Source organism: Bacillus sp. 22-7, from assembly GCF_010628845.1.
GTDB classification, from domain to species: Bacteria; Bacillota; Bacilli; order Bacillales; family Cytobacillaceae; genus Cytobacillus; species Cytobacillus firmus_B.
The window spans coordinates 46333-64915 of record NZ_NJQY01000018.1 but is presented as its reverse complement, the minus strand read 5'-3'; the positions used below and the strand labels follow the sequence as shown (position 1 = coordinate 64915).

Annotated in this window: 19 protein-coding genes; 5 read left to right on the top strand and 14 right to left on the bottom strand. The window is 39.5% G+C overall.

Annotation, left to right across the window (positions count from 1 at the left end; all coding sequences use genetic code 11):
* Positions 1-69: 69 nt before the first annotated feature.
* The 4 genes from CE058_RS15475 to CE058_RS15460 form a co-directional block, all read right to left on the bottom strand.
* Positions 70-972, bottom strand: coding sequence for an RluA family pseudouridine synthase (locus tag CE058_RS15475; protein WP_163143811.1), 903 nt, complete (start codon positions 970-972; stop codon positions 70-72).
* Positions 973-1011: 39 nt separating this feature from the next.
* Positions 1012-1806 (bottom strand): NAD kinase, encoded by a 795-nt coding sequence (locus CE058_RS15470; RefSeq protein ID WP_009331194.1) that lies wholly within the window; start codon positions 1804-1806, stop codon positions 1012-1014.
* A gap of 26 nt (positions 1807-1832) precedes the next feature.
* Entirely contained in the window at positions 1833-2471 is a 639-nt protein-coding gene (gene yjbM, locus CE058_RS15465) for a GTP diphosphokinase (RefSeq protein WP_048010943.1), read from the bottom strand.
* 144 nt (positions 2472-2615) lie between these two features.
* Positions 2616-2993 (bottom strand): UPF0738 family protein, encoded by a 378-nt coding sequence (locus CE058_RS15460; protein ID WP_163143809.1) that lies wholly within the window; start codon positions 2991-2993, stop codon positions 2616-2618.
* 198 nt (positions 2994-3191) lie between these two features.
* Between CE058_RS15460 and CE058_RS15455 the strand changes: the two genes are divergently transcribed.
* The 4 genes from CE058_RS15455 (at position 3192) to CE058_RS15440 (ending at position 5979) form a co-directional block, all read left to right on the top strand.
* The gene (locus CE058_RS15455) at positions 3192-3782 is read left to right on the top strand and encodes a CYTH domain-containing protein (protein ID WP_163143807.1); all 591 of its coding nucleotides are present in this window, start codon (positions 3192-3194) and stop codon (positions 3780-3782) included.
* A 32-nt stretch (positions 3783-3814) separates the two neighbouring features.
* The gene (locus CE058_RS15450; RefSeq protein ID WP_163143805.1) at positions 3815-4456 is read left to right on the top strand and encodes a lytic transglycosylase domain-containing protein; all 642 of its coding nucleotides are present in this window, start codon (positions 3815-3817) and stop codon (positions 4454-4456) included.
* A 246-nt stretch (positions 4457-4702) separates the two neighbouring features.
* Positions 4703-5107, top strand: a complete 405-nt coding sequence (locus CE058_RS15445) for a globin domain-containing protein (protein WP_048010947.1) — start codon at positions 4703-4705, stop codon at positions 5105-5107.
* A 2-nt stretch (positions 5108-5109) separates the two neighbouring features.
* A complete protein-coding gene (locus CE058_RS15440; protein ID WP_163143813.1) occupies positions 5110-5979 on the top strand; it encodes a ClpXP adapter SpxH family protein in 870 nt (289 codons plus the stop codon).
* A 517-nt stretch (positions 5980-6496) separates the two neighbouring features.
* Here CE058_RS15440 and pepF read toward each other — a convergent pair.
* From pepF to CE058_RS15415, 5 genes are all read right to left on the bottom strand, one after another.
* Positions 6497-8314 (bottom strand): oligoendopeptidase F, encoded by a 1818-nt coding sequence (gene pepF / locus CE058_RS15435; protein ID WP_163143803.1) that lies wholly within the window; start codon positions 8312-8314, stop codon positions 6497-6499.
* Positions 8315-8436: 122 nt separating this feature from the next.
* Positions 8437-9600 carry a competence protein CoiA gene (locus CE058_RS15430; RefSeq protein WP_457990153.1) on the bottom strand — a complete coding sequence of 388 codons (1164 nt, stop codon included), beginning with the start codon at positions 9598-9600 and terminating at the stop codon, positions 8437-8439.
* 471 nt (positions 9601-10071) lie between these two features.
* On the bottom strand, positions 10072-10737 hold the full coding sequence (gene mecA, locus CE058_RS15425; protein WP_048010951.1) for an adaptor protein MecA: 666 nt from the start codon (positions 10735-10737) through the stop codon (positions 10072-10074).
* 347 nt (positions 10738-11084) lie between these two features.
* Complete coding sequence (gene spxA, locus CE058_RS15420; RefSeq protein ID WP_009331204.1) at positions 11085-11480, bottom strand: transcriptional regulator SpxA; 396 nt, start codon at positions 11478-11480, stop codon at positions 11085-11087.
* Between the two features lie 474 nt (positions 11481-11954).
* Positions 11955-12530, bottom strand: coding sequence for a GNAT family N-acetyltransferase (locus CE058_RS15415; RefSeq protein ID WP_163143799.1), 576 nt, complete (start codon positions 12528-12530; stop codon positions 11955-11957).
* 244 nt (positions 12531-12774) lie between these two features.
* On the opposite strand from CE058_RS15415, the gene CE058_RS15410 reads away from it, so the two are divergent.
* Positions 12775-12963 carry a hypothetical protein gene (locus tag CE058_RS15410; protein WP_076256698.1) on the top strand — a complete coding sequence of 63 codons (189 nt, stop codon included), beginning with the start codon at positions 12775-12777 and terminating at the stop codon, positions 12961-12963.
* A 114-nt stretch (positions 12964-13077) separates the two neighbouring features.
* Here CE058_RS15410 and CE058_RS15405 read toward each other — a convergent pair whose 3' ends face one another.
* From CE058_RS15405 to CE058_RS15385, 5 genes are all read right to left on the bottom strand, one after another.
* Positions 13078-14283 (bottom strand): putative glycoside hydrolase, encoded by a 1206-nt coding sequence (locus CE058_RS15405; RefSeq protein ID WP_163143797.1) that lies wholly within the window; start codon positions 14281-14283, stop codon positions 13078-13080.
* A gap of 365 nt (positions 14284-14648) precedes the next feature.
* Positions 14649-15584: an ABC transporter ATP-binding protein gene (locus tag CE058_RS15400; protein WP_163143795.1), complete on the bottom strand. Its 936-nt coding sequence runs from the start codon at positions 15582-15584 to the stop codon at positions 14649-14651.
* A 2-nt stretch (positions 15585-15586) separates the two neighbouring features.
* Positions 15587-16654 (bottom strand): ABC transporter ATP-binding protein, encoded by a 1068-nt coding sequence (locus CE058_RS15395; RefSeq protein ID WP_048010956.1) that lies wholly within the window; start codon positions 16652-16654, stop codon positions 15587-15589.
* Between the two features lie 11 nt (positions 16655-16665).
* Positions 16666-17583 (bottom strand): ABC transporter permease, encoded by a 918-nt coding sequence (locus tag CE058_RS15390; protein WP_048010957.1) that lies wholly within the window; start codon positions 17581-17583, stop codon positions 16666-16668.
* Complete coding sequence (locus CE058_RS15385) at positions 17583-18518, bottom strand: ABC transporter permease (RefSeq protein WP_048010958.1); 936 nt, start codon at positions 18516-18518, stop codon at positions 17583-17585. The genes CE058_RS15390 and CE058_RS15385 overlap by 1 nt, the downstream gene beginning before the upstream one ends.
* Positions 18519-18583: the final 65 nt, after the last annotated feature.

Genomic DNA, 18583 nt, shown 5'->3' with positions numbered 1-18583 from the left:
CGGGCCTTTACGGGCAGTTTGACTCCCACTTATCCTCCTTTGATTCCTCTGAGTCTTAAAGTGGGGGTCTTACTGCCCGTTAGACTGCGACAAAAGACAATTCATGTCTTCCGGAAGCGGTTGATCAAATATAAGGGGTTTGTGCAGGAATGGATGTTCGAAGGAAAGGCTGCAGCAGTGCAGCGCCTGCCGCCTGATGAACCGCCTTGTGCCCCCGTATAATTCGTCACCTGCAAGAGGAAAACCAAGCCATGCCAAATGAACTCTGATCTGATGAGTTCTGCCAGTTTCAAGTTTCAGTTTTACGTGTGTAAATTCTTTATGCCGGCCGATGACCTGATAATGTGTACATGCATATTGGCCTTCCTCACTGACTTCCCGCTCAATTATACTGTCTTTCTTTCGCGCAATCGGCTGTTCTATTGTTCCTGCATCCGGGCAGATTGAGCCTTCAGCAAAGGCTTGATACATGCGATGGATTTTTCGTGAGCGCTGCTGTTCACTGAACAAATGATGTACATGCCTGTGTTTAGCAATCAGAACCAGGCCAGATGTATCTCTATCCAGTCGTGTCACAATATGGGCAGCAGACTTTAAGCCGATTCGCTGATAATATCCAATCAGCCGATTAGCCAGACTTCCGGAAGGATGTTCTCTAGAAGGAATGGAATTCACACCTGCGGGCTTGTTTACTACAAGAAGATAATCATCTTCATAAAGAATATTCAGGGGCAAGTCTTCCCCCTTCATGCCTTCACTTGGAACTTCTTCAGGGAATCCAACCTGAAGAACATCACCTTCTCTTAACACATAACGGACATTTACTTCCTGACCATTCACCTGAATAAAGCCGCCGTCAAATTTTATATCTGTCAGTGCAGTTTTGGAAATATGATTGTCTTTTAAAAACTCCCTGATTAATAAGCCCGCCTCCCGGGCAGTAATTTTCCATTGTAATTCAAAACGTGCCATGAGCTGCAGGCTCCTGTTCTGTCAGATGGTGACCTTTCTTCAATCAGCAACAAAAGAATCGTGGACCCTTTTCCAGAATGGAAATGGCCTGAACCTCGCAAAACGGATCTTTTCATCTGCCACTCTGAATTGAATTGACTTTACATCTTTATGAAGAAGGGTCAAATGATCAATAGTAATTTGGAAATCCGGTTCATTCACCGGCTTCAGCATGCATGTATGGTGGGCCGGCAGTACGAGCGGCGAGCCCACTGTACGGAATACCTTATTATTAATGGAAGCCATTTCAGCAAGCTGGATGGCAGGCAAAGAAGGGTGCAGAATTGCCCCTCCAAGCGCCTTATTATATGCTGTGCTTCCTGATGGTGTAGAAACACACAGGCCATCTCCGCGGAACCGTTCAAAATGCTGGCCTCGTATTTCCACATCCATAACTAAGGTACCTTCTACAGCCTTGACCGTAGATTCATTTAATGCAAGATAACGGGTTTCTTTCCCGCCATGCTGGTAGCGGATAATCACTTCAAGGAGCGGATATTCAATTACCTGATACGGGGTTTTGGCAATTGCAATGACAAGCTTTTCGATTTCCTCCGGAACCCAGTCTGCATAAAATCCAAGATGGCCTGTGTGTATACCAACAAAGGCGGTCTTGTCCAGGCGGCTGCTGTATCGGTGAAAGGCATAGAGTAAAGTGCCATCCCCGCCTACCGATATGACTATATCAGGCTCTTCTTCATCATATGTAAGCTCGAAGTCCAATAAATAGGTTCTCATTTTGTGCATGAGTGTATTCGATTTTGAATCTCCTTTTGAGGTAATGGCAAATTTCATTTTATCCAAGCTCCTCTTTTATACTGTTAGTTTTCTCCCTTTTGCTGTTTTTCTTTTTTTCTTGTAAAGAATGCCTGGGCATCCTGGATTTCACCGCGAATGAGTGACATTTCTTCATCAAGCCTGAAAGCAGCCTCTGCCGCCCGCTGAAGCCTCATCTGAATATCCTCAGGAAATTGGCCCTTATATTTGTAGTTCAGGGAATGTTCAACCGTAGCCCAGAAATTCATGGCAAGAGTTCTGATCTGAATCTCCGCAAGTATTTTCTTTTCTCCCTTGATCGTCTGAACTGGATAACGGATCACGACGTGGTAAGAACGGTAACCACTTGCTTTTTTATGAGATATATAATCTCTTTCTTCAACAATTTCAAAGTCATTTCTTTGTCTTAATAGTTCAACCACTCTCTTAATATCATCAACAAATTGGCACATCATTCTTACACCGGCAATATCCTGCATTTCTGATTCCAATCTGTCGAGTGGAATGCCTTTTTGATTTGCCTTATCTAAAATGCTGGCAATTGGCTTTACCCTTCCGGTAACAAATTCAATCGGAGAATGGGAAGAATCCATTTCAAATTGGCTTCTCATGCCTTTTAGCTTTATTTTCAACTCTTCAACCGCCTGCTTATATGGCGCCAAAAATAAGTCCCAATGCTTCACCTGCAACACCACCAAATATCCGAAATAAAAAAGACGGCAACCGTACTGCACCTGATTTACAGGTGCTTACATGCTCCTGTAAATCAGCAAAATTGATCTCTGTTCAAATACATAGCCTATCTCTATATCCAAGTATTAAGCCGCTTAAACATTCAGCTGGAATACATTCTCTACTTTTTCTACCATTTCATTTCCGTAATTGCTGTTCCCTCGGATATTTTCGATTAAGTCTCCTAATTCCTCATGAAATCCTGCAAGCTCAAGGCGAGCTTGATTAATGTCAGAAGCATAAACCCTCATGTGGCCATCAAGTGCCTTTTTTAATTCCGGCCAGACTGTTTCCGGAAGGGAAATATATGTATAGTCATCGTTTTTCTCTGCTATATAAATAAATGAAAGATTGTCGGAATCAGCTAATATTTGCTGCATAGCGGTTAAACCTGAAACGTTCCCAGACTCTATTCCCAAGATTAATTCATTTCCTATCCATTCTGCATTTACAATTGTAAGTTTCTGTTTCATTTTTCTACCTCCATTGTCATTACCTATTCTATCGCAGATTTTATGGACAGTAAAACCCCTGCTGCAATTTTTACAGCAGCAGGAAGCAAACTCCCCTGAATGAATTTAACACAAGCCTAAAAAGATCTTCAAAGGATTGAAGTCCATGCTTAATAAGGAGATAATACAGATAATTACTTAAAGCTGAGGTGTACAGGCTTGTCTAATAAAAATATTGAAATCGAATTTAAAAACATGATCACCACAGATGAATTTACCGCTTTAATGAATTTTTTGAATTTAAGAAGTGAAGATTTTTCGGAACAGGAGAATCATTATTTCGATACACCTGATTTTTTATTGAAGGAAAAAGGAAGTGCCTTAAGGATCAGGCAGAAGTACGGCTCGTTTGAATTGACTCTTAAACAGCCCCACCCTGAAGGGCTGCTGGAGACGAATGAAGATCTTTCTGAGTCCGAAGCAGCAGAGATGATTCAGACCGGGAAAATCCCAAGGGAACAGATAAAAAAGTCCTTAGAAGAGCTTGGCATAAAGACAGATAACCTTCGATACTTTGGCACTCTCACAACAAAACGTGCAGAAAAGGAATACAATAAAGGATTGGCTGTTCTTGATCACAGCCGCTATTTAAATAAGGAAGATTTTGAGATAGAATTTGAAGTAGATGATCGGAAGGAAGGCCAAATGGTTTTTCTTAATTTACTTCAGCAGCTTAACATTCCTGTCAGGAAGACCGAAAATAAAATTAAGAGGTTTTATAACGAAAAATACAGACAGCAAAAGGCCTAATAGAAACTGGCCTTTTGCCAAGGAGCAATACAATGAACATAGATCAGCTAAAACTATTGATGGAGCTGCAGGCACTGCAAGGATTAAATAACTCTAAACAAACAAATGCTTCTAACCCTCTGTTTCAAGAGCTGCTGGCAGGGCTGGTTTCGGAAAACAATGGTTCATCACATCAAACCACCGGCGGACTTGGAGCAGTTGCGTCTTTAAAGCCTTATATTAGCGCTTTACAAACCGATTCTCCTGCAGCTGCTGCTCTACCGCCTGTTAAGCTAACCAAGTTAGCCGAATCTTCAAAAAGTGATTTTGATGATCTGATTCAAAAAGCATCAGATATGTTTAATGTACCTGTTAATCTGATTAAGTCAGTCATTAAGCAGGAGTCAAACTTTAATCCGAATGCCGTCAGTCATGCAGGTGCTTCCGGCTTGATGCAGCTAATGCCGGAAACAGCCAGGGGGCTTGGTGTTAGAAATATCTTCGACCCTGCAGAAAATATTTTTGCAGGAGTCAAATATTTACGGCAAATGATGGACAGATATGGGGATAATGTAGAACTGGCACTGGCAGCCTATAATGCCGGACCTGGAAATGTGGATAAATACAGGGGTATACCGCCTTTTAGAGAAACCCTAAATTACATAAAGAAGGTTACCACTTCGTTTATGGCTTAAGCTTCCTGACTGCCGCCCGATTTACCGGGCGGCTTTTTCATGTGCTTTTTTAGAAAATGTTCCGGATTGACAGAAAGGGCTTAACCCATACTAAAAAATAAGCTGGCCAAGGAAACGTTATAGGGCACAGTAAGCTATTTGTTTGAGATATAAATCCCTCATTGATAAAATAAAAAGAGATTACAGCAATTAATATTAAATAGGAAGTTTTTTTACAATGATTAACTCATAAAAGGAGTTTTAAATATGGCCGAGAAAATGCACACTCCCTTCGACGCTATTGGTGAGGAAAAGCTTCACCAGCTAATTGACGCTTTTTACCTGCGCGTAGGACAACATCCTGATCTCGTTCCTATTTTTCCAGATGACCTGACAGAAACAGCCAGAAAACAAAAACAATTTATGACTCAGTATTTAGGGGGACCTCCTTTATATACTTCAGAACATGGACATCCTATGCTTCGCGCGCGGCACATGCCATTTCCTATAACAGAAACCCGGGCAAGGGCCTGGCTTTCATGCATGAATGAAGCGATGGACCATATCGGGCTGGATGGACAATTGAGGGAAGACTTTTTCTCTAGGCTTGTGCTCACTGCTCAGCATATGATCAATACACCCGAGGCCGGAGTGAAAGGTGATAGCCCGTGAATATGCGAGAATCCCATGAAATCAAGTTCACGTCACCACATTGCTATGGCAGTGAAAAAAAACCCATAGAAGTCTATATGTTTGTTGACCCGCTTTGCCCTGAATGCTGGGCTCTGGAGCCAACCTTAAAAAAGCTTCTGATTGAATACGGCCGCTATTTCTCCATAAAGCATGTATTAAGCGGCAGACTGGCAACTTTAAATATGGGGAAAAGACAAAACTACGAAAACATTGCTGATTTGTGGGAAAAAACTGCAAGCCGCTCTGGAATGTCATGTGATGGAAACCTCTGGTTCGAAAATCCAATTTCTTCCCCGCATCTGGCTTCAGTTGCAATTAAAGCGGCTGAATTACAGGGGAGAAAAGCTGGCATCAGATTTTTACGCAAGCTCCAGGAAGTTTTATTTCTTGAAAAGCAGAATGTGTCAAATTTTGAGGTCCTAAAGGATTGTGCTAAGGAAGTCGGTCTTGATGTAGTAGAATTTGTTTCTGATATTCATTCAGATAGTGCAGCCAAAGCTTTTCAATGCGATTTAAAAATAACTTCTGAAATGGATGTTCAAGAAATACCAACTCTTGTCTTTTTCAATGAAAACATAGAAGATGAAGGCATCAAAGTAACCGGGTATTATCCTTATGAAATTTATGAACAGATTTTGGAAGAAATGCTGCCTGCTAAACCTGAGCGTGCTCCTCTTCCGCCCCTGGAATATTTCTTAAAATATTTTAAGCTGGTGGCCAGTAAGGAGATCTCCGTAGTATACGATATGACAGACAGCGAAGTGAACAAGGAAATGAAAAAGCTTCAGCTAAAGCAAATCGCTGAATATGTACCTGCAAAATACGGTAATTTCTGGAGATATTCCGGGTAATCTCAAAGCTGTGCGAAATGCACAGCTTTATTTTTTTCATGAAAAAACCATGCAGTCTAATGCACGGCTCTTTCACAATTTATTTTTTTACGAACAAAGGGGATGGGAGAAATTTTTCACGTCCAAACAAAAGGGGTAAATGCTTGCATGTGATCAACTTCACATCTGTACTATATCATGACCAAAATGAACAAGGCAATTAGTTTGTGCCCCTTTTCACAATATTGTCAAAATCAAGTCATGACACTCTGGACAACCGCATAAAATAATTGTAAATATGTACAAGGAGGAGACTGCAATATGAAAAAGCTGCCTGTATTTCTGATGCTGATGCTCATTTTAGTCTCCTTTATTTTGAATATTTTCGGCCTCATGAAGCTTATTCCCCTTTTCATTACGTCGCCTATTCTATTTATTTCACTCCTGATCTTATGTTTATATTTAAATGACCGAAGGAGATTTAAGGGTTTTTAACATCAAAAAAGGTGCCGGGCAATTTAGCCTGGCACCTTTACTGTTAAGAAAGCAAGTTTTCCATTTCATTAAGCTTTTCTTCAAATACTTTGCAGGCATCCTCAATCGGCTTGCTGCTCGTCATATCTACACCGGCTTTCTTTAGCACTTCAATTGGGTAATCCGAGCTGCCGGATTTCAGGAACTCAATATATCTGTCAACTGCAGGCTGGCCTTCCTGGAGAATTTGCTTGCTTAATGCCGTAGCCGCACTGAAGCCTGTTGCATATTGATAAACATAATAATTATAGTAGAAATGCGGAATTCTGGACCATTCCAGGCCGATTTCCTCATCAATTACGATATCTTCATCCCCAAAATACTTCTTATTAAGTTCATAATATTCTTTAGTCAATGAATCTGCAGTCAAGGCTTCATTGTTTTGCGCCTTTTGATGAATAAGATGTTCAAATTCTGCAAACATGGTCTGGCGGAAAACAGTGCCTCTAAAGCCTTCAAGATAGTGATTCAGCAGATACAGCCGCTTCTTATCATCATCAATTGTTTTTAGCAGATAATCGTTTAAGAGGGCTTCATTACAAGTAGAGGCAACCTCTGCAACAAAAATTGAATAGTTTCCATAAGGGTATGGCTGATATTTTCTTGTATAGTAGCTGTGAACCGAATGGCCAAATTCATGAGCCAGAGTAAATAAGTTGTTCACATTGTCCTGCCAGTTCATTAGTATATAAGGGTTGGTGCCATAGGTTCCCGAAGAATAAGCCCCGCTCCTTTTGCCTTTATTCTCATGAACATCAACCCATCTATTTTCAAAACCCTCTTTTAAAATATTTAGATAGTCTTCACCAAGTGGCTTTAATCCTTTTAAAATCAGGTCTTTTGCCTCATTATAAGGTATCTCCATTTTTACTTCCTTCACTAAAGGAGTGTAGAGATCGTACATATGAAGCTCCTTAACCCCAAGAACCTTCTTGCGGAGCTTGACATAGCGGTGCAGCAAATGCAGGTTATCGTTAATGGTATTGACCAGATTTTCATAAACACTTTCAGGAATATTGTCCGCAGAAAGGGCAGCATGGCGCGCGGAGTCATAATTCCGGATCTTTGCATTGAAGTTATCTTTTTTTACGTTTCCACTTAGAGTGCTTGCAAATGTATTGCGAAACTTCCCATAAGTCTCATATACAGCTTTGAAAGCATCATGCCGGACACGCTGCTCATCGCTTTCAAGAAAACGAATGAATCGTCCGTGAGTAATTTCAACTTCTTCCCCATTTTCATCTTTAATGGACGGAAACTCCAAATCTGCATTATTCAGCATGCCAAATGTATTACTGGAAGCCCCAAGCACCTCGGAAGCCTGAGCAAGCAGGGATTCCTGCTCAGCAGATAATACATGAGGCCTTTGAAGGTTAATTTCCTCCAGTGAATGTTTATATAATTGCAGCTCGGTTTTATCCTTCAAAAAGCCTGCAATCTTCTCTTCATCTTCAGCAAGCAGCTCAGGAACAATATAGGCAAGTGCACTAGCAGCTTCAGAATACAAATTTTTAATTCTGTCATCCATTCCCTGATAAAATGAATTTGTTGTATCCTGATCATAGCGCATATGTGCATATGTATAGAGCTTCCCCAGGCGTGAAAGTAAATGATCCTGGAACTGAAGCGCTGCATATAATGTTTCAGCACTTTCCCCGAGCCTGCCCTGATACTTACCTGCATCCGGAATCAGCTTCTGAACTTCACTGTATTCCTTGTTCCACTCATCATCAGAAGGGAAAATATCCTCCAAACGCCACGTATCTTCAGGTGAAATCTCATTCCTTGCCGGCAGTTTCTTTACTGTTGTTTCATTAGCCATACATTCATCCTCCATTCAAAAGTCCCATTACACTATCTTCTCTTTGAAGAAAAAAATTCCTGCTTTTTAAAGAGCAAAAGTGGAAGTCTTTAATTATTTTATGTTAAATAAGACTTTTTCATTTATTTGCCCTGCAAAATCCTTTGAGTGATGCCTCTATAAAAATCGTCCTCTATTTGGATTATACGGGAGTAATGATCAGGCTCACTGCTTAATGCAGTTTTTTTGTATAAACCTTTTTCTGCATGTTTAACAATGTTTAAGTTAATAAGGACATCAAGATATTCTTTAATTGCATGGATTTCGGACCCGGTTTGCACAAGTGGGATTGACCTGATTTTTATATCATTATTCTTTACCCTGTTGCAAAAGGCTGCAATCATCTGCGGAAGTGAGAAGGGCCTCTCTTTGCCGATTATATCCATAAACAAATAACTCTGCCACTGTATAGGTGAGGTTTCTATATATGGAGAATGACGTACAGGAAGGCCAATTTCAGGCGGGAGGAACGAAGGAGCAATTGAGCGGGAGTATAAATCCTGAAGAAAGTTATTTCTAATAGCACCGCTATTATGTGAAAGGGAATTCTTTATTTTCCGAACTTCTCTTTTCCATTCATCTATATTTAAATTATTTTTAAAATATGGATTAAATAATATAGCTGGATCTGCTTGGAAAATTGGTTTTACATCATAATGCGCGCAGGCATTTCTGACTGTAAGGGGCTGGATTTGGTGGATATTGATAAAAGACTTTGTTGTGGGGCAAAAAGATGGAATTACCCAATGGCCTGAAGCTGCTTGCCGAAGAAATAGGTATTGGAACCCAGATAAAGAAATTTTTGTTTTACCCATACGCTTAATACTTTTCCCTGCCAGTATCCAAATTGGAACGATACCTGCCATAAGGTAGGCTTCTGTACGTTTTATAAATAACTCCTCTGAAATGCTTGAACATTGATATTCAAGAGCATAATGTACACCTTCGTAATGGACCCCAATATCCGGCCGCTGTGATATTTCCGGATAAAATGGTTCCAGAATGGGATTTAACCCTTTTTTCTTTAGCCATTGAAACAATAACACCTTTCCGGACATATGGTATTCTGATTCCCTTTCATACCTTTCCGGACATTCTGAACCCTTTCTGTGGCTGAAATGCGGGATTTTTTTCTTTCCGATTTTCATTATTACTTTCTCTTTGCATTCCGGGCAGTAAAAGTTGTGATTTTCCCTGTACTGCTGTAAAGCCGGGATGCTGTGTGAACCTATGAGGCTTATTCGCACTCCATTCTCTATAGAGGCAACTAACAAATGACCATCTCCTTTCCTCCTTATTGTTCTATTTTTAATGGCTAAATTCCTTTTTGTCTGATGTATTCTCTTACAGTTTTTTGCTTAGGCTCTTTTTGAAAGATCAATGTTTCTTTATTTATGAATTTAGCCCGTTGATTTCCGCTGCAGGCACGCAGCGAACCCGCGGGGAGGAATGCGAGCCTCCTCGGCTTCGCCTGCGGGGTCTCACACTTCCCTCTCCTCCCGCATGACATTGAATAAGCTTCTTCGAATGAAGACCGCACGAGGAAAATGCGTCAGCATTTTCGAGGATCAAGTGCCCACAGCGAAGATCAACTCAGCAAATTTAACTAAGTTAAAATAGCAACAAACTATACTAAAAAGCTTAAGCTTATTGATTGCTTCTATGAAACAGTTCACATACAGAAAAGCCGATTTCAAAATGAAATCGGCTTTTCTTTACTATTTAAAATGTTTTCTCAGATTTTCAAAAACATCATTTTCTATAATCAATTTACCATATTCCATTACACGGTGAATAGTTGTACTTGTTTCGTGCCCGTATTCAAGAAGAATACTCAGCATGTTATCTATGTCATCCTCTTCAAAAAGCTCTTCAGGGAACTCTGCGAATAAATAGTATTTCCCTTCAAAGGAATATAGCCTTGTAGTAATGGAATCAAGAATTGACCGCTTTGATAATGAAATAATGTCTTCGAAATCTTTAAATGTTAATAGGAACTCAAGATCTCCTTCATATCCGTTATCATTATCATCATCGGATTTACGGAAATGATGATCAAGCATTTCCTCTATATGTTCATCCACAGGCAAATCTTTCACTTTTTCATCCGGGACAGGAAGCTCAAACTTTTGACCATCCTTTGATAGCTGAGCTTTTGTTACAAGAACCTCCAAACCCTTATCCAACGCTTGAACCTGTATCCATAAAGGGCCTTCAACAAGAAATTCTTCCTCCTGATGGACTTCATCCATCATTTCCCAAAAGAGTTCCTCACTCCGCTCACGATTGTACCAAATCTCTTCACGGTCAAAGCCTCTTTCTTCTATATCAAGATAAGAAATATAAAATTTAACAGTATGATCATTAATACGTTCGATTTCCATGCAGCAACTCTCCCTTCTGGCTATGATTGAAGGGACTAAATACCCCCAGCAGTCATGTGTTATCCATTTACCCGTAAATCAATTGGTTAATCCCCGATTAACTTGAAGGTAAAATGTATTTTGTACCTTGTACTTTTATTTTATGACAAATTGAGCATAAAGGGAATTAAAAAGTCATATGTTTAAAAAAACCGTTAAATGCCTATATTGTCCCAGTTGGTCCATCTCATTGGCTTAACTAAGTATTCTCTTATTATATCCATTTTCCTTTTTCTTTTTCACATAAAGGACAAAAAGACCTTCTTCTGTTAAACAGAAAGAAGGCCTCTCAATTTTAAGTATATTTGTTAATTAACCATACGTTGTGCTTCACGCAACTGGTAAGTACGGACTTTTCTTGGAAGGAAACGTCTTATTTCGTCCTCATTATATCCCACCTGCAAACGTTTTTCATCAAGAATGATTGGACGTCGAAGCAGCCCCGGGTTTTCCTTGATTAGCTCAAATAAATCTTGGAGAGGCATTGATTCAAGGTTTACATCAAGCTTTTGGAATGTCTTTGAGCGAGTTGAAATAATTTCATCTGTTCCATCTTCAGTCATACGAAGAATTTCTTTAATTTCATCAATCGATAGCGGTTCTGAAAAGATATTTCGTTCTTTATAGGCAATTTCATGCTCTTCCAACCATGATTTAGCTTTCCTGCAGGATGTACAACTTGGTGAAGTGTATAATGTGACCATTTTACAATTTCACACTCCTTAAATTTAGACATATATGAAACTATCAGAGATTATATTTGTTTAATCAAATATTTCTAGAGTGTTCTAGATTAAAATAACTTTAATCAAGGAATTTATATTATTAATTATACACTAAACAATATCTATTTGGTATAACTTTTTATAAATATGATAAAAGTATTAAACATTCATTAAACAAACGGATTAAGAATTAGAATCTACTTAATAAGACGAATGAACAAGCAAAAAGTTTCATTTTTTTATATGTTTTTTGTTATAATTACTTCCATAAAGTTTCTTTAGCCTAAACCTAAGGAAATTTTATGTATGAATTTTTTTAGTTCATTACTAAATTATTCTTTATATACCCTTGTTAATTTTTAATAAACCAAAATGCTTATTAATATTTTCTCAATTAATTAATGAAAATGAAAACACAGCCATTTACAAAAATGGCTGTGTTTTTCCAAATTCTTATAAATCCTCTAAGACATCCGGTCCATTTTTATCTTCTTCATAAGTCAGAACCTCATCTACTGGCTGATATGACTTTCCATAAAAATGCGAATCTTTATAAGTGTGAATCATTTCATAGGTTTTCTTCATGGCTTCATAAATCATTTCTTCACTTTCGTTCTCTGGGGACCAATATAGAATTTCCATTGTATTGATTTCATTGGTCGCAAGAGACCGGCGGCTGTACCCGATTGATTGGGCATGCTCAAACCCTTCTCTTTTATAGAACTTAAGGCGCTTTTCAGTATCCGTGTCTTCATAATCAACCGGCTCAACTTCCAATATGATCGGTTTGCCTTTGGCTTTAAGAGTTTGAAGTAGTTTATGGCCAAGTCCCTGTCCTCTGGATTCCTTCGAAACAAACAGATAATCAATAAAAACAAAGTTATCCAGCTCAACATACATAAGCACATGATGTGGACCTTCATCTTTATGATAGATGTCTGACCGTTCCTTTAATAAGGTTTCCATATGCTCTCTTGATTTCATTTCTTCAATCGGGAAATATTGATTCAGTTTTTCATACCAATGCATGGATCTTCTCCTTTTTTGCCCGTAAACAAAGTATTGTTTTAAGAGCATGAATATTTATTCCAGCATGATAAGCTCCCAGCTTTCCTTTCCACTTACTTACTTAGGGTGATATTATTTCCAATCAGTTTAAGTATTTGTGGAATTTCCCCTTTTAATACTGGAAAATTTCGAATAAAATATGATTAGGGATGTTTAAACACTAACTAATCACAGGAGACTGTGAAAAGAAAGATGGAGGTTTATCATGGTTGGTTACATAACTGATTTAACAATTGTTGCATTGCTTATAATTGGATTTACTGCCTTGTTAGGTGTACTAACTAATGGTATTGGAGAAAAGATTTTTGGCGGTAAAAATAAATCCGAGTTCGTGGATCAATCCGCAAGAGTGCAGACTGGATGGAAAAGCGTAGGCGGACAAAAAAAGCAGTAGCCTATGCCTCTATACTATGATACCGTATACAAAATTCGTGTCAAATAATATGTAACTTAATTAATTGATAAACAAATCAAGAAAGAGACCGAAATAATCGGCCTCTTTTTGCTTTCATGGTGTATAATCCACATTTCGTGTATACGAATTACCTGCATTCCATAAAAGGAATTCATTAATTCCCTGTTCTTTCAATGCCTTTATTTGCGCTTCAACTTCCGCTCTTCCATACTCCTTATAGTTTCCTGCTCCTAAATAAGAGGCTGTAAAGTCCTGAAGCCATGGTCTGGATACAGGAGGACTATCCAATTCTCCCAACTTTCGCTTCTCAAGTTTAGCATATTCAGAAACCAGCTTATAAGGTTCCAGGTCCGGCTTGGCTATGCCGAAATAAGATGTCCAGTGGCTTGGATAAATCATAGAAGAAATTACATCCACATGTTCTGAGATCTTAGAGAAATTTTGGCCAATTCCCGGTGCCTCAGGAAGGGTCGCCGTGTAGCCAAAGATATCGACCGAGACCTTTACCCCATATGGCTCGAGCTGCTTCCTGGCATACTCGACAAAATCAGTAACCGCACTTACACGCTTTTGTACATTTTCAATTTTAAGACTTTCGTATTCACCCATACTATATTTCAAAGAGCTATCACGGTGTTCAAACCCCTCAGGAAATCGGACATAGTCAAATTGAATCTCCTGAAACCCCATTTTTGCAGCTTCGATTGCAATTCCAATATTGTAATCCCAAACTTCTTTTAAAAATGGATTTACAAAGGATTCACCTCTGCCATTCTTCCATACTGTATTTCCTTCTTTATATGACCATTCAGGCTTTTTATTCGCCAGAACAGAATCCTTGAAAACGACCACCCGGGCAATCGGATAAATTTGCTTTTCTTCCATGGTTTTCAAGACTTTTTTAGGATCATTTATGTAAGGCTTGCCGATATCGGTATAAGGTGATTTTTCTTCTGGTATATACGTTAAGTTCCCCCAATCGTCCTTAATATCGATGACCATCGCATTCAAATCGGTTTCATCCATCATTTTCACTAATTTATTAAATTTTTCACCCCCTGCTGAGTGGCCTGTGACATATATGCCTCTTACAGCATCTGGATATTGAAAATGAAAGCCAGAATCAAATTGAAAACGGCTTACTTTTTCCGGGAGAGTTTTCACAAGCGAAACATGTTCCCTTTGGGGGTTTTGTCCTGCTTCCTGATTTTCCTGTTCTTTTGCCTCACTTGGATTGGCTGACATAAATAAAGCTGACACTAACATTAAGGCAGCAGCTAACTTTAATGACTTATTCATGTTATGCCCCCTTTTCTAATCATTCTCTTGCTACCTACATTATAAATTTTTTCAAAGAATTAAGAACTATCTTTATACTAAATTATCTTTTTAAGTACTCTTTAAACCAATTTAATTAAAAAATATGAAATTCATGTTTAAATAAACAAAATGACGGAAAAATATAAATAATTGAAAATTCTCATAGTAATATTCCGGAAAATGAGGTATTATATATAAAAGCACACATTAGCGAATAAAAGTGTTAAAGAGAATTTCCACTCTCTCCATATGTGACTGGGCAATTTACATCTTGGTAATTCCTTTATAGCGAACATTTACTTTTCCAGGATGTAAAAAACGATCTCAGTAGAGATCGTTTTTTGTTATTTGACATATTTAGCTTTTAATTCGTTATACTCTTTTTCAGAGCAATAAACAAAATGACCAGCTGTTATTTCGCGCATTTCCAGCTTTTCATTGTCAGCGTAATTGTGAACTGCCGGATCATAAGATTTTCTTCTGCGGGACCGTTCCGTTTCAGGATCTGGAAGCGGAATAGCTGACAGCAGTGATTGAGTATAAGGGTGCATTGGGTTATTATATAAATCTTCTGCTGGTGCAAGTTCAACCAGTTTACCGAAGTACATAACACCAATGCGGTCACTGATGTATTTTACCATAGATAAATCATGTGCGATAAACAGGTATGTCAATCCTTTTTCACGCTGCAGCTTTTTCATAAGGTTTACTACCTGTGCCTGAATGGAAACGTCCAATGCTGAAATGGGCTCATCGGCAATAATGAAATCCGGGTCAACTGCAAGAGCGCGCGCAATCCCGATTCTCTGTCTCTGCCCGCCAGAGAATTCATGAGGGTAACGGTTAGCATGTTCTTTGTTCAGACCAACAGTGTCCAAAAGTTCGTATACCCTCTCCATACGTTCCTTTTTGCTCTTTGCCAAACCGTGAATATCGATTCCTTCAGCAATAATATCGGCAACCGTCATACGAGGGTTTAAGGAAGCATAAGGATCCTGGAAGATCATTTGCATTTTCCGGTTAAACTTTTTCAGTTCTTTTGCAGATTTTTTGCCGTGAACATCTTCACCTTCAAAAAGAACCTGCCCATCAGTTGCATCGTATAATCTGATAATTGTTCGTCCAGTAGTTGATTTACCGCAGCCAGACTCACCAACAAGTCCAAGGGTCTCACCCTTATAAATATCAAAAGTAATCCCATCAACTGCTTTCACCATATTCGGACGGCCAACATTAAAATGCTGTTTTAAGTTTTTAATTTCAAGCAATTTTTCTGCCATTACTATTTTCCCTCCTTGACTAGTACAGGCTTTTCAAAAGTGGAGGATAATTGGCGCATACGTTTTTTTACTGCTTCCGGCGGCTCAACCTTAGGAGCATCCGGGTGAAGAAGCCATGTTTTTGCAAAATGTGTTTCTGAGATTTGGAACATCGGCGGCTCTTCTTCAAAATCAATTGCAAGTGCATATTGATTTCTTGCTGCAAACGCGTCTCCTTTTGGAGGATTCGTCAGATCCGGGGGCGTCCCTGGAATTGCAGCTAATTCAGCTTTCTCATCATTTTCTAAGCTTGGCATGGATGCAAGCAATCCCCATGTATAAGGGTGACGCGGGTCATAGAATATTTCATCTACAGTACCCATTTCAACAATCTGGCCAGCATACATTACAGCTACCCGGTCCGCAACATTTGCTACAACACCGAGGTCATGCGTAATAAAGATAATGGATGTATCCATTTTATTTTGCAGATCTTTCATTAGCTCCAGAATTTGCGCCTGAATCGTAACGTCAAGTGCAGTTGTCGGCTCATCAGCGATAAGCAGCTTGGGATTGGCTGCAAGAGCGATCGCAATCATCGCACGCTGTCTCATACCGCCGGAGAATTCATGCGGATATTGATTTACCCTTTTCTCAGGCATCGGAATACCAACAAGTCTCAGTAATTCTATTGCTCTGTTTTTGGCATCAGTTTTAGACATATTCTGATGTTTAATCAGCACTTCCATTATCTGTGTTCCAACTCTCATCGTCGGATTCAATGATGTCATTGGATCCTGGAAGATCATACTGATTTCTTTGCCGCGGATCTTTTCCATTTGTTTTTCTGTTTTGGGCACGATGTCATCACCGCTAAGCAGGATTTGCCCGCCTGAAATTTGGCCTGGCGGCATAGGTATTAACTTCATAATAGACTGGGAAGTAACACTTTTGCCTGACCCTGATTCACCAACAATCGCAAGCGTCTCTCCCTTATGAAGGTCAAAGCTGACTCCACGGACTGCTTTTACTGTACCTCCATATGTTTGGAATGAGACTTCTAAATTTTTTACTTCAAGTAATTTTTCCATGTTCTCACTCCTTATTTACGCATTCTTGGATCTAGAGCATCACGCAAGCCGTCACCAACCACGTTAAATGCAAAGATTGTTAAGCAGATAAACACAGCAGGGAAGAATAAGCGCCATGGGTAGTACCGCATAGCCGCAAGTCCATCATTGGCCATTGTTCCCCAGCTCGCAATCGGCGGTGTTAGCCCAAGACCAATAAAGCTTAGGAATGCTTCAGTGAAAATAGCAGATGGGACAGTCAGCGTCATGGTGACTAGGATAGGCCCCATTGAATTTGGAATTAAGTGTTTGCCCATAATCCTGCTTGTATTGGCACCAAGCGTTTTGGCAGCCAGGACATATTCCTGATTTTTAAGAGATAACACCTGACCACGGACGATTCGCGACATATTGATCCATCCAGTTATGGACATGGCTATAATCATTGTCGACAATCCCTGTCCAAGTACAACCATTAACAAGATTACTAATAATAGATAAGGTACACCATATAAAATATCGGCAAAGCGCATCATTCCTTCATCTGTGCGTCCGCCTTTATAACCGGCAATACCGCCCCAAAGCACACCAATAATCAAATCAATTACAGCTGCTGCAACTCCAATGAAGATGGAAATTCGTGCACCTTCCCATGTACGGGCAAACATGTCACGACCAAGATCATCCGTTCCAAACCAATGTTCAGAAGAAGGGGACTGGTTTTTGTTGCTTAGATCATTTGATGCATAATCATATGGAGTCATATATGGTCCAAAGATTGCCATGAAGATCAGCAGTCCTAATAATACTAATCCAAACAGGGCAAGCTTGTTTTTTCGAAATCTAATAAATACATCCTTCCAGAAAGAAAGACTTGGTTTTGAAATCTTCTCAGCTTCACCAAGCTGTGTTCCGACTAACTTAAATTTATCTTTCGAAATCTGCATAATTACTCTCCTTTCTTCCCGCCTGCAAGTTTGATGCGTGGGTCGATGATTCCGTATGCAATGTCAACAAGGAGAATAGATACAAGCAACAGAATACTGTAGAAAACGGTTACACCCATTATGACCGTATAGTCACGGTTGTTGATACTAGTTACAAAGTGCGCACCAAGTCCAGGAATACCGAAGATTCTTTCAATAACGAAACTTCCTGTTAAAATACCCGCTGTCAGTGGCCCCATATAAGTTACTACTGGTAAAAGGGCATTACGAATCGTATGTTTTACTGTAATTACTCCCCTGCTTAAACCTTTTGATTTAGCAGTCTTAATATAATCATTCGCGAGAACTTCAAGCATGCTCGAACGGGTTAACCTCGCGATAAACGCCATTGGTGTTGAAGCCAACGCCACGGCTGGCAGAACGCTGTGCATAAAAGTTTCCCACCGTGCTACAGGGAAAATACCCATTTTTATTGCCAGGAAATATTGCAGGAATGATGCCATGATAAAGGAAGGTACTGATATACCTAATACAGCCACAATCATTGCTGTGTAATCCGGCCATCTATTGTGCTTTAATGCCGCAATAATTCCTAAAAGAACCCCTACTGCAACGGCGATAAAAATGGCTTCCATTCCAAGAAGAAATGAAACAGGGAAACCTTCATTAATCAAGTCGTTAACAGTTTGACTTTTATATTTAAATGACGGGCCGAAATCCCAATTCACGATACGAACAAGATACTCCCAATATTGTGCATACCAAGGCTTGTCCAAGCCAAAATGAGCATTCAGGTTAGCTTCAATTTCGGGAGGAAGTTTTTTCTCAGATGCAAAAGGGTTTCCGGGTGCAATGCGCATGAAGAAAAAAGTTGCCGTAACGATCATCCATAAAGACAGAAGCATGTACAGCAAGCGTTTTCCAATATATTTCGCCATTGTCAAACACCTCCAATTTATTACTATGCCTTAATCAGAAACGAAGGTATATGGGACAATTAATC

Bases quoted from the DNA above. Each gene is read 5' to 3' on its own strand.
- CE058_RS15475 (WP_163143811.1), bottom strand. From the start codon at position 972: ATGGCACGTTTTGAATTACAATGGAAAATTACTGCCCGGGAGGCGGGC.
- CE058_RS15470 (WP_009331194.1), bottom strand. From the start codon at position 1,806: ATGAAATTTGCCATTACCTCAAAAGGAGATTCAAAATCGAATACACTC.
- CE058_RS15460 (WP_163143809.1), bottom strand. From the start codon at position 2,993: ATGAAACAGAAACTTACAATTGTAAATGCAGAATGGATAGGAAATGAA.
- CE058_RS15450 (WP_163143805.1), top strand. From the start codon at position 3,815: ATGAACATAGATCAGCTAAAACTATTGATGGAGCTGCAGGCACTGCAA.
- CE058_RS15445 (WP_048010947.1), top strand. From the start codon at position 4,703: ATGGCCGAGAAAATGCACACTCCCTTCGACGCTATTGGTGAGGAAAAG.
- CE058_RS15440 (WP_163143813.1), top strand. From the start codon at position 5,110: ATGCGAGAATCCCATGAAATCAAGTTCACGTCACCACATTGCTATGGC.
- pepF (WP_163143803.1), bottom strand. From the start codon at position 8,314: ATGGCTAATGAAACAACAGTAAAGAAACTGCCGGCAAGGAATGAGATT.
- mecA (WP_048010951.1), bottom strand. From the start codon at position 10,737: ATGGAAATCGAACGTATTAATGATCATACTGTTAAATTTTATATTTCT.
- spxA (WP_009331204.1), bottom strand. From the start codon at position 11,480: ATGGTCACATTATACACTTCACCAAGTTGTACATCCTGCAGGAAAGCT.
- CE058_RS15415 (WP_163143799.1), bottom strand. From the start codon at position 12,530: ATGCATTGGTATGAAAAACTGAATCAATATTTCCCGATTGAAGAAATG.
- CE058_RS15410 (WP_076256698.1), top strand. From the start codon at position 12,775: ATGGTTGGTTACATAACTGATTTAACAATTGTTGCATTGCTTATAATT.
- CE058_RS15405 (WP_163143797.1), bottom strand. From the start codon at position 14,283: ATGAATAAGTCATTAAAGTTAGCTGCTGCCTTAATGTTAGTGTCAGCT.
- CE058_RS15400 (WP_163143795.1), bottom strand. From the start codon at position 15,584: ATGGCAGAAAAATTGCTTGAAATTAAAAACTTAAAACAGCATTTTAAT.
- CE058_RS15395 (WP_048010956.1), bottom strand. From the start codon at position 16,654: ATGGAAAAATTACTTGAAGTAAAAAATTTAGAAGTCTCATTCCAAACA.
- CE058_RS15385 (WP_048010958.1), bottom strand. From the start codon at position 18,518: ATGGCGAAATATATTGGAAAACGCTTGCTGTACATGCTTCTGTCTTTA.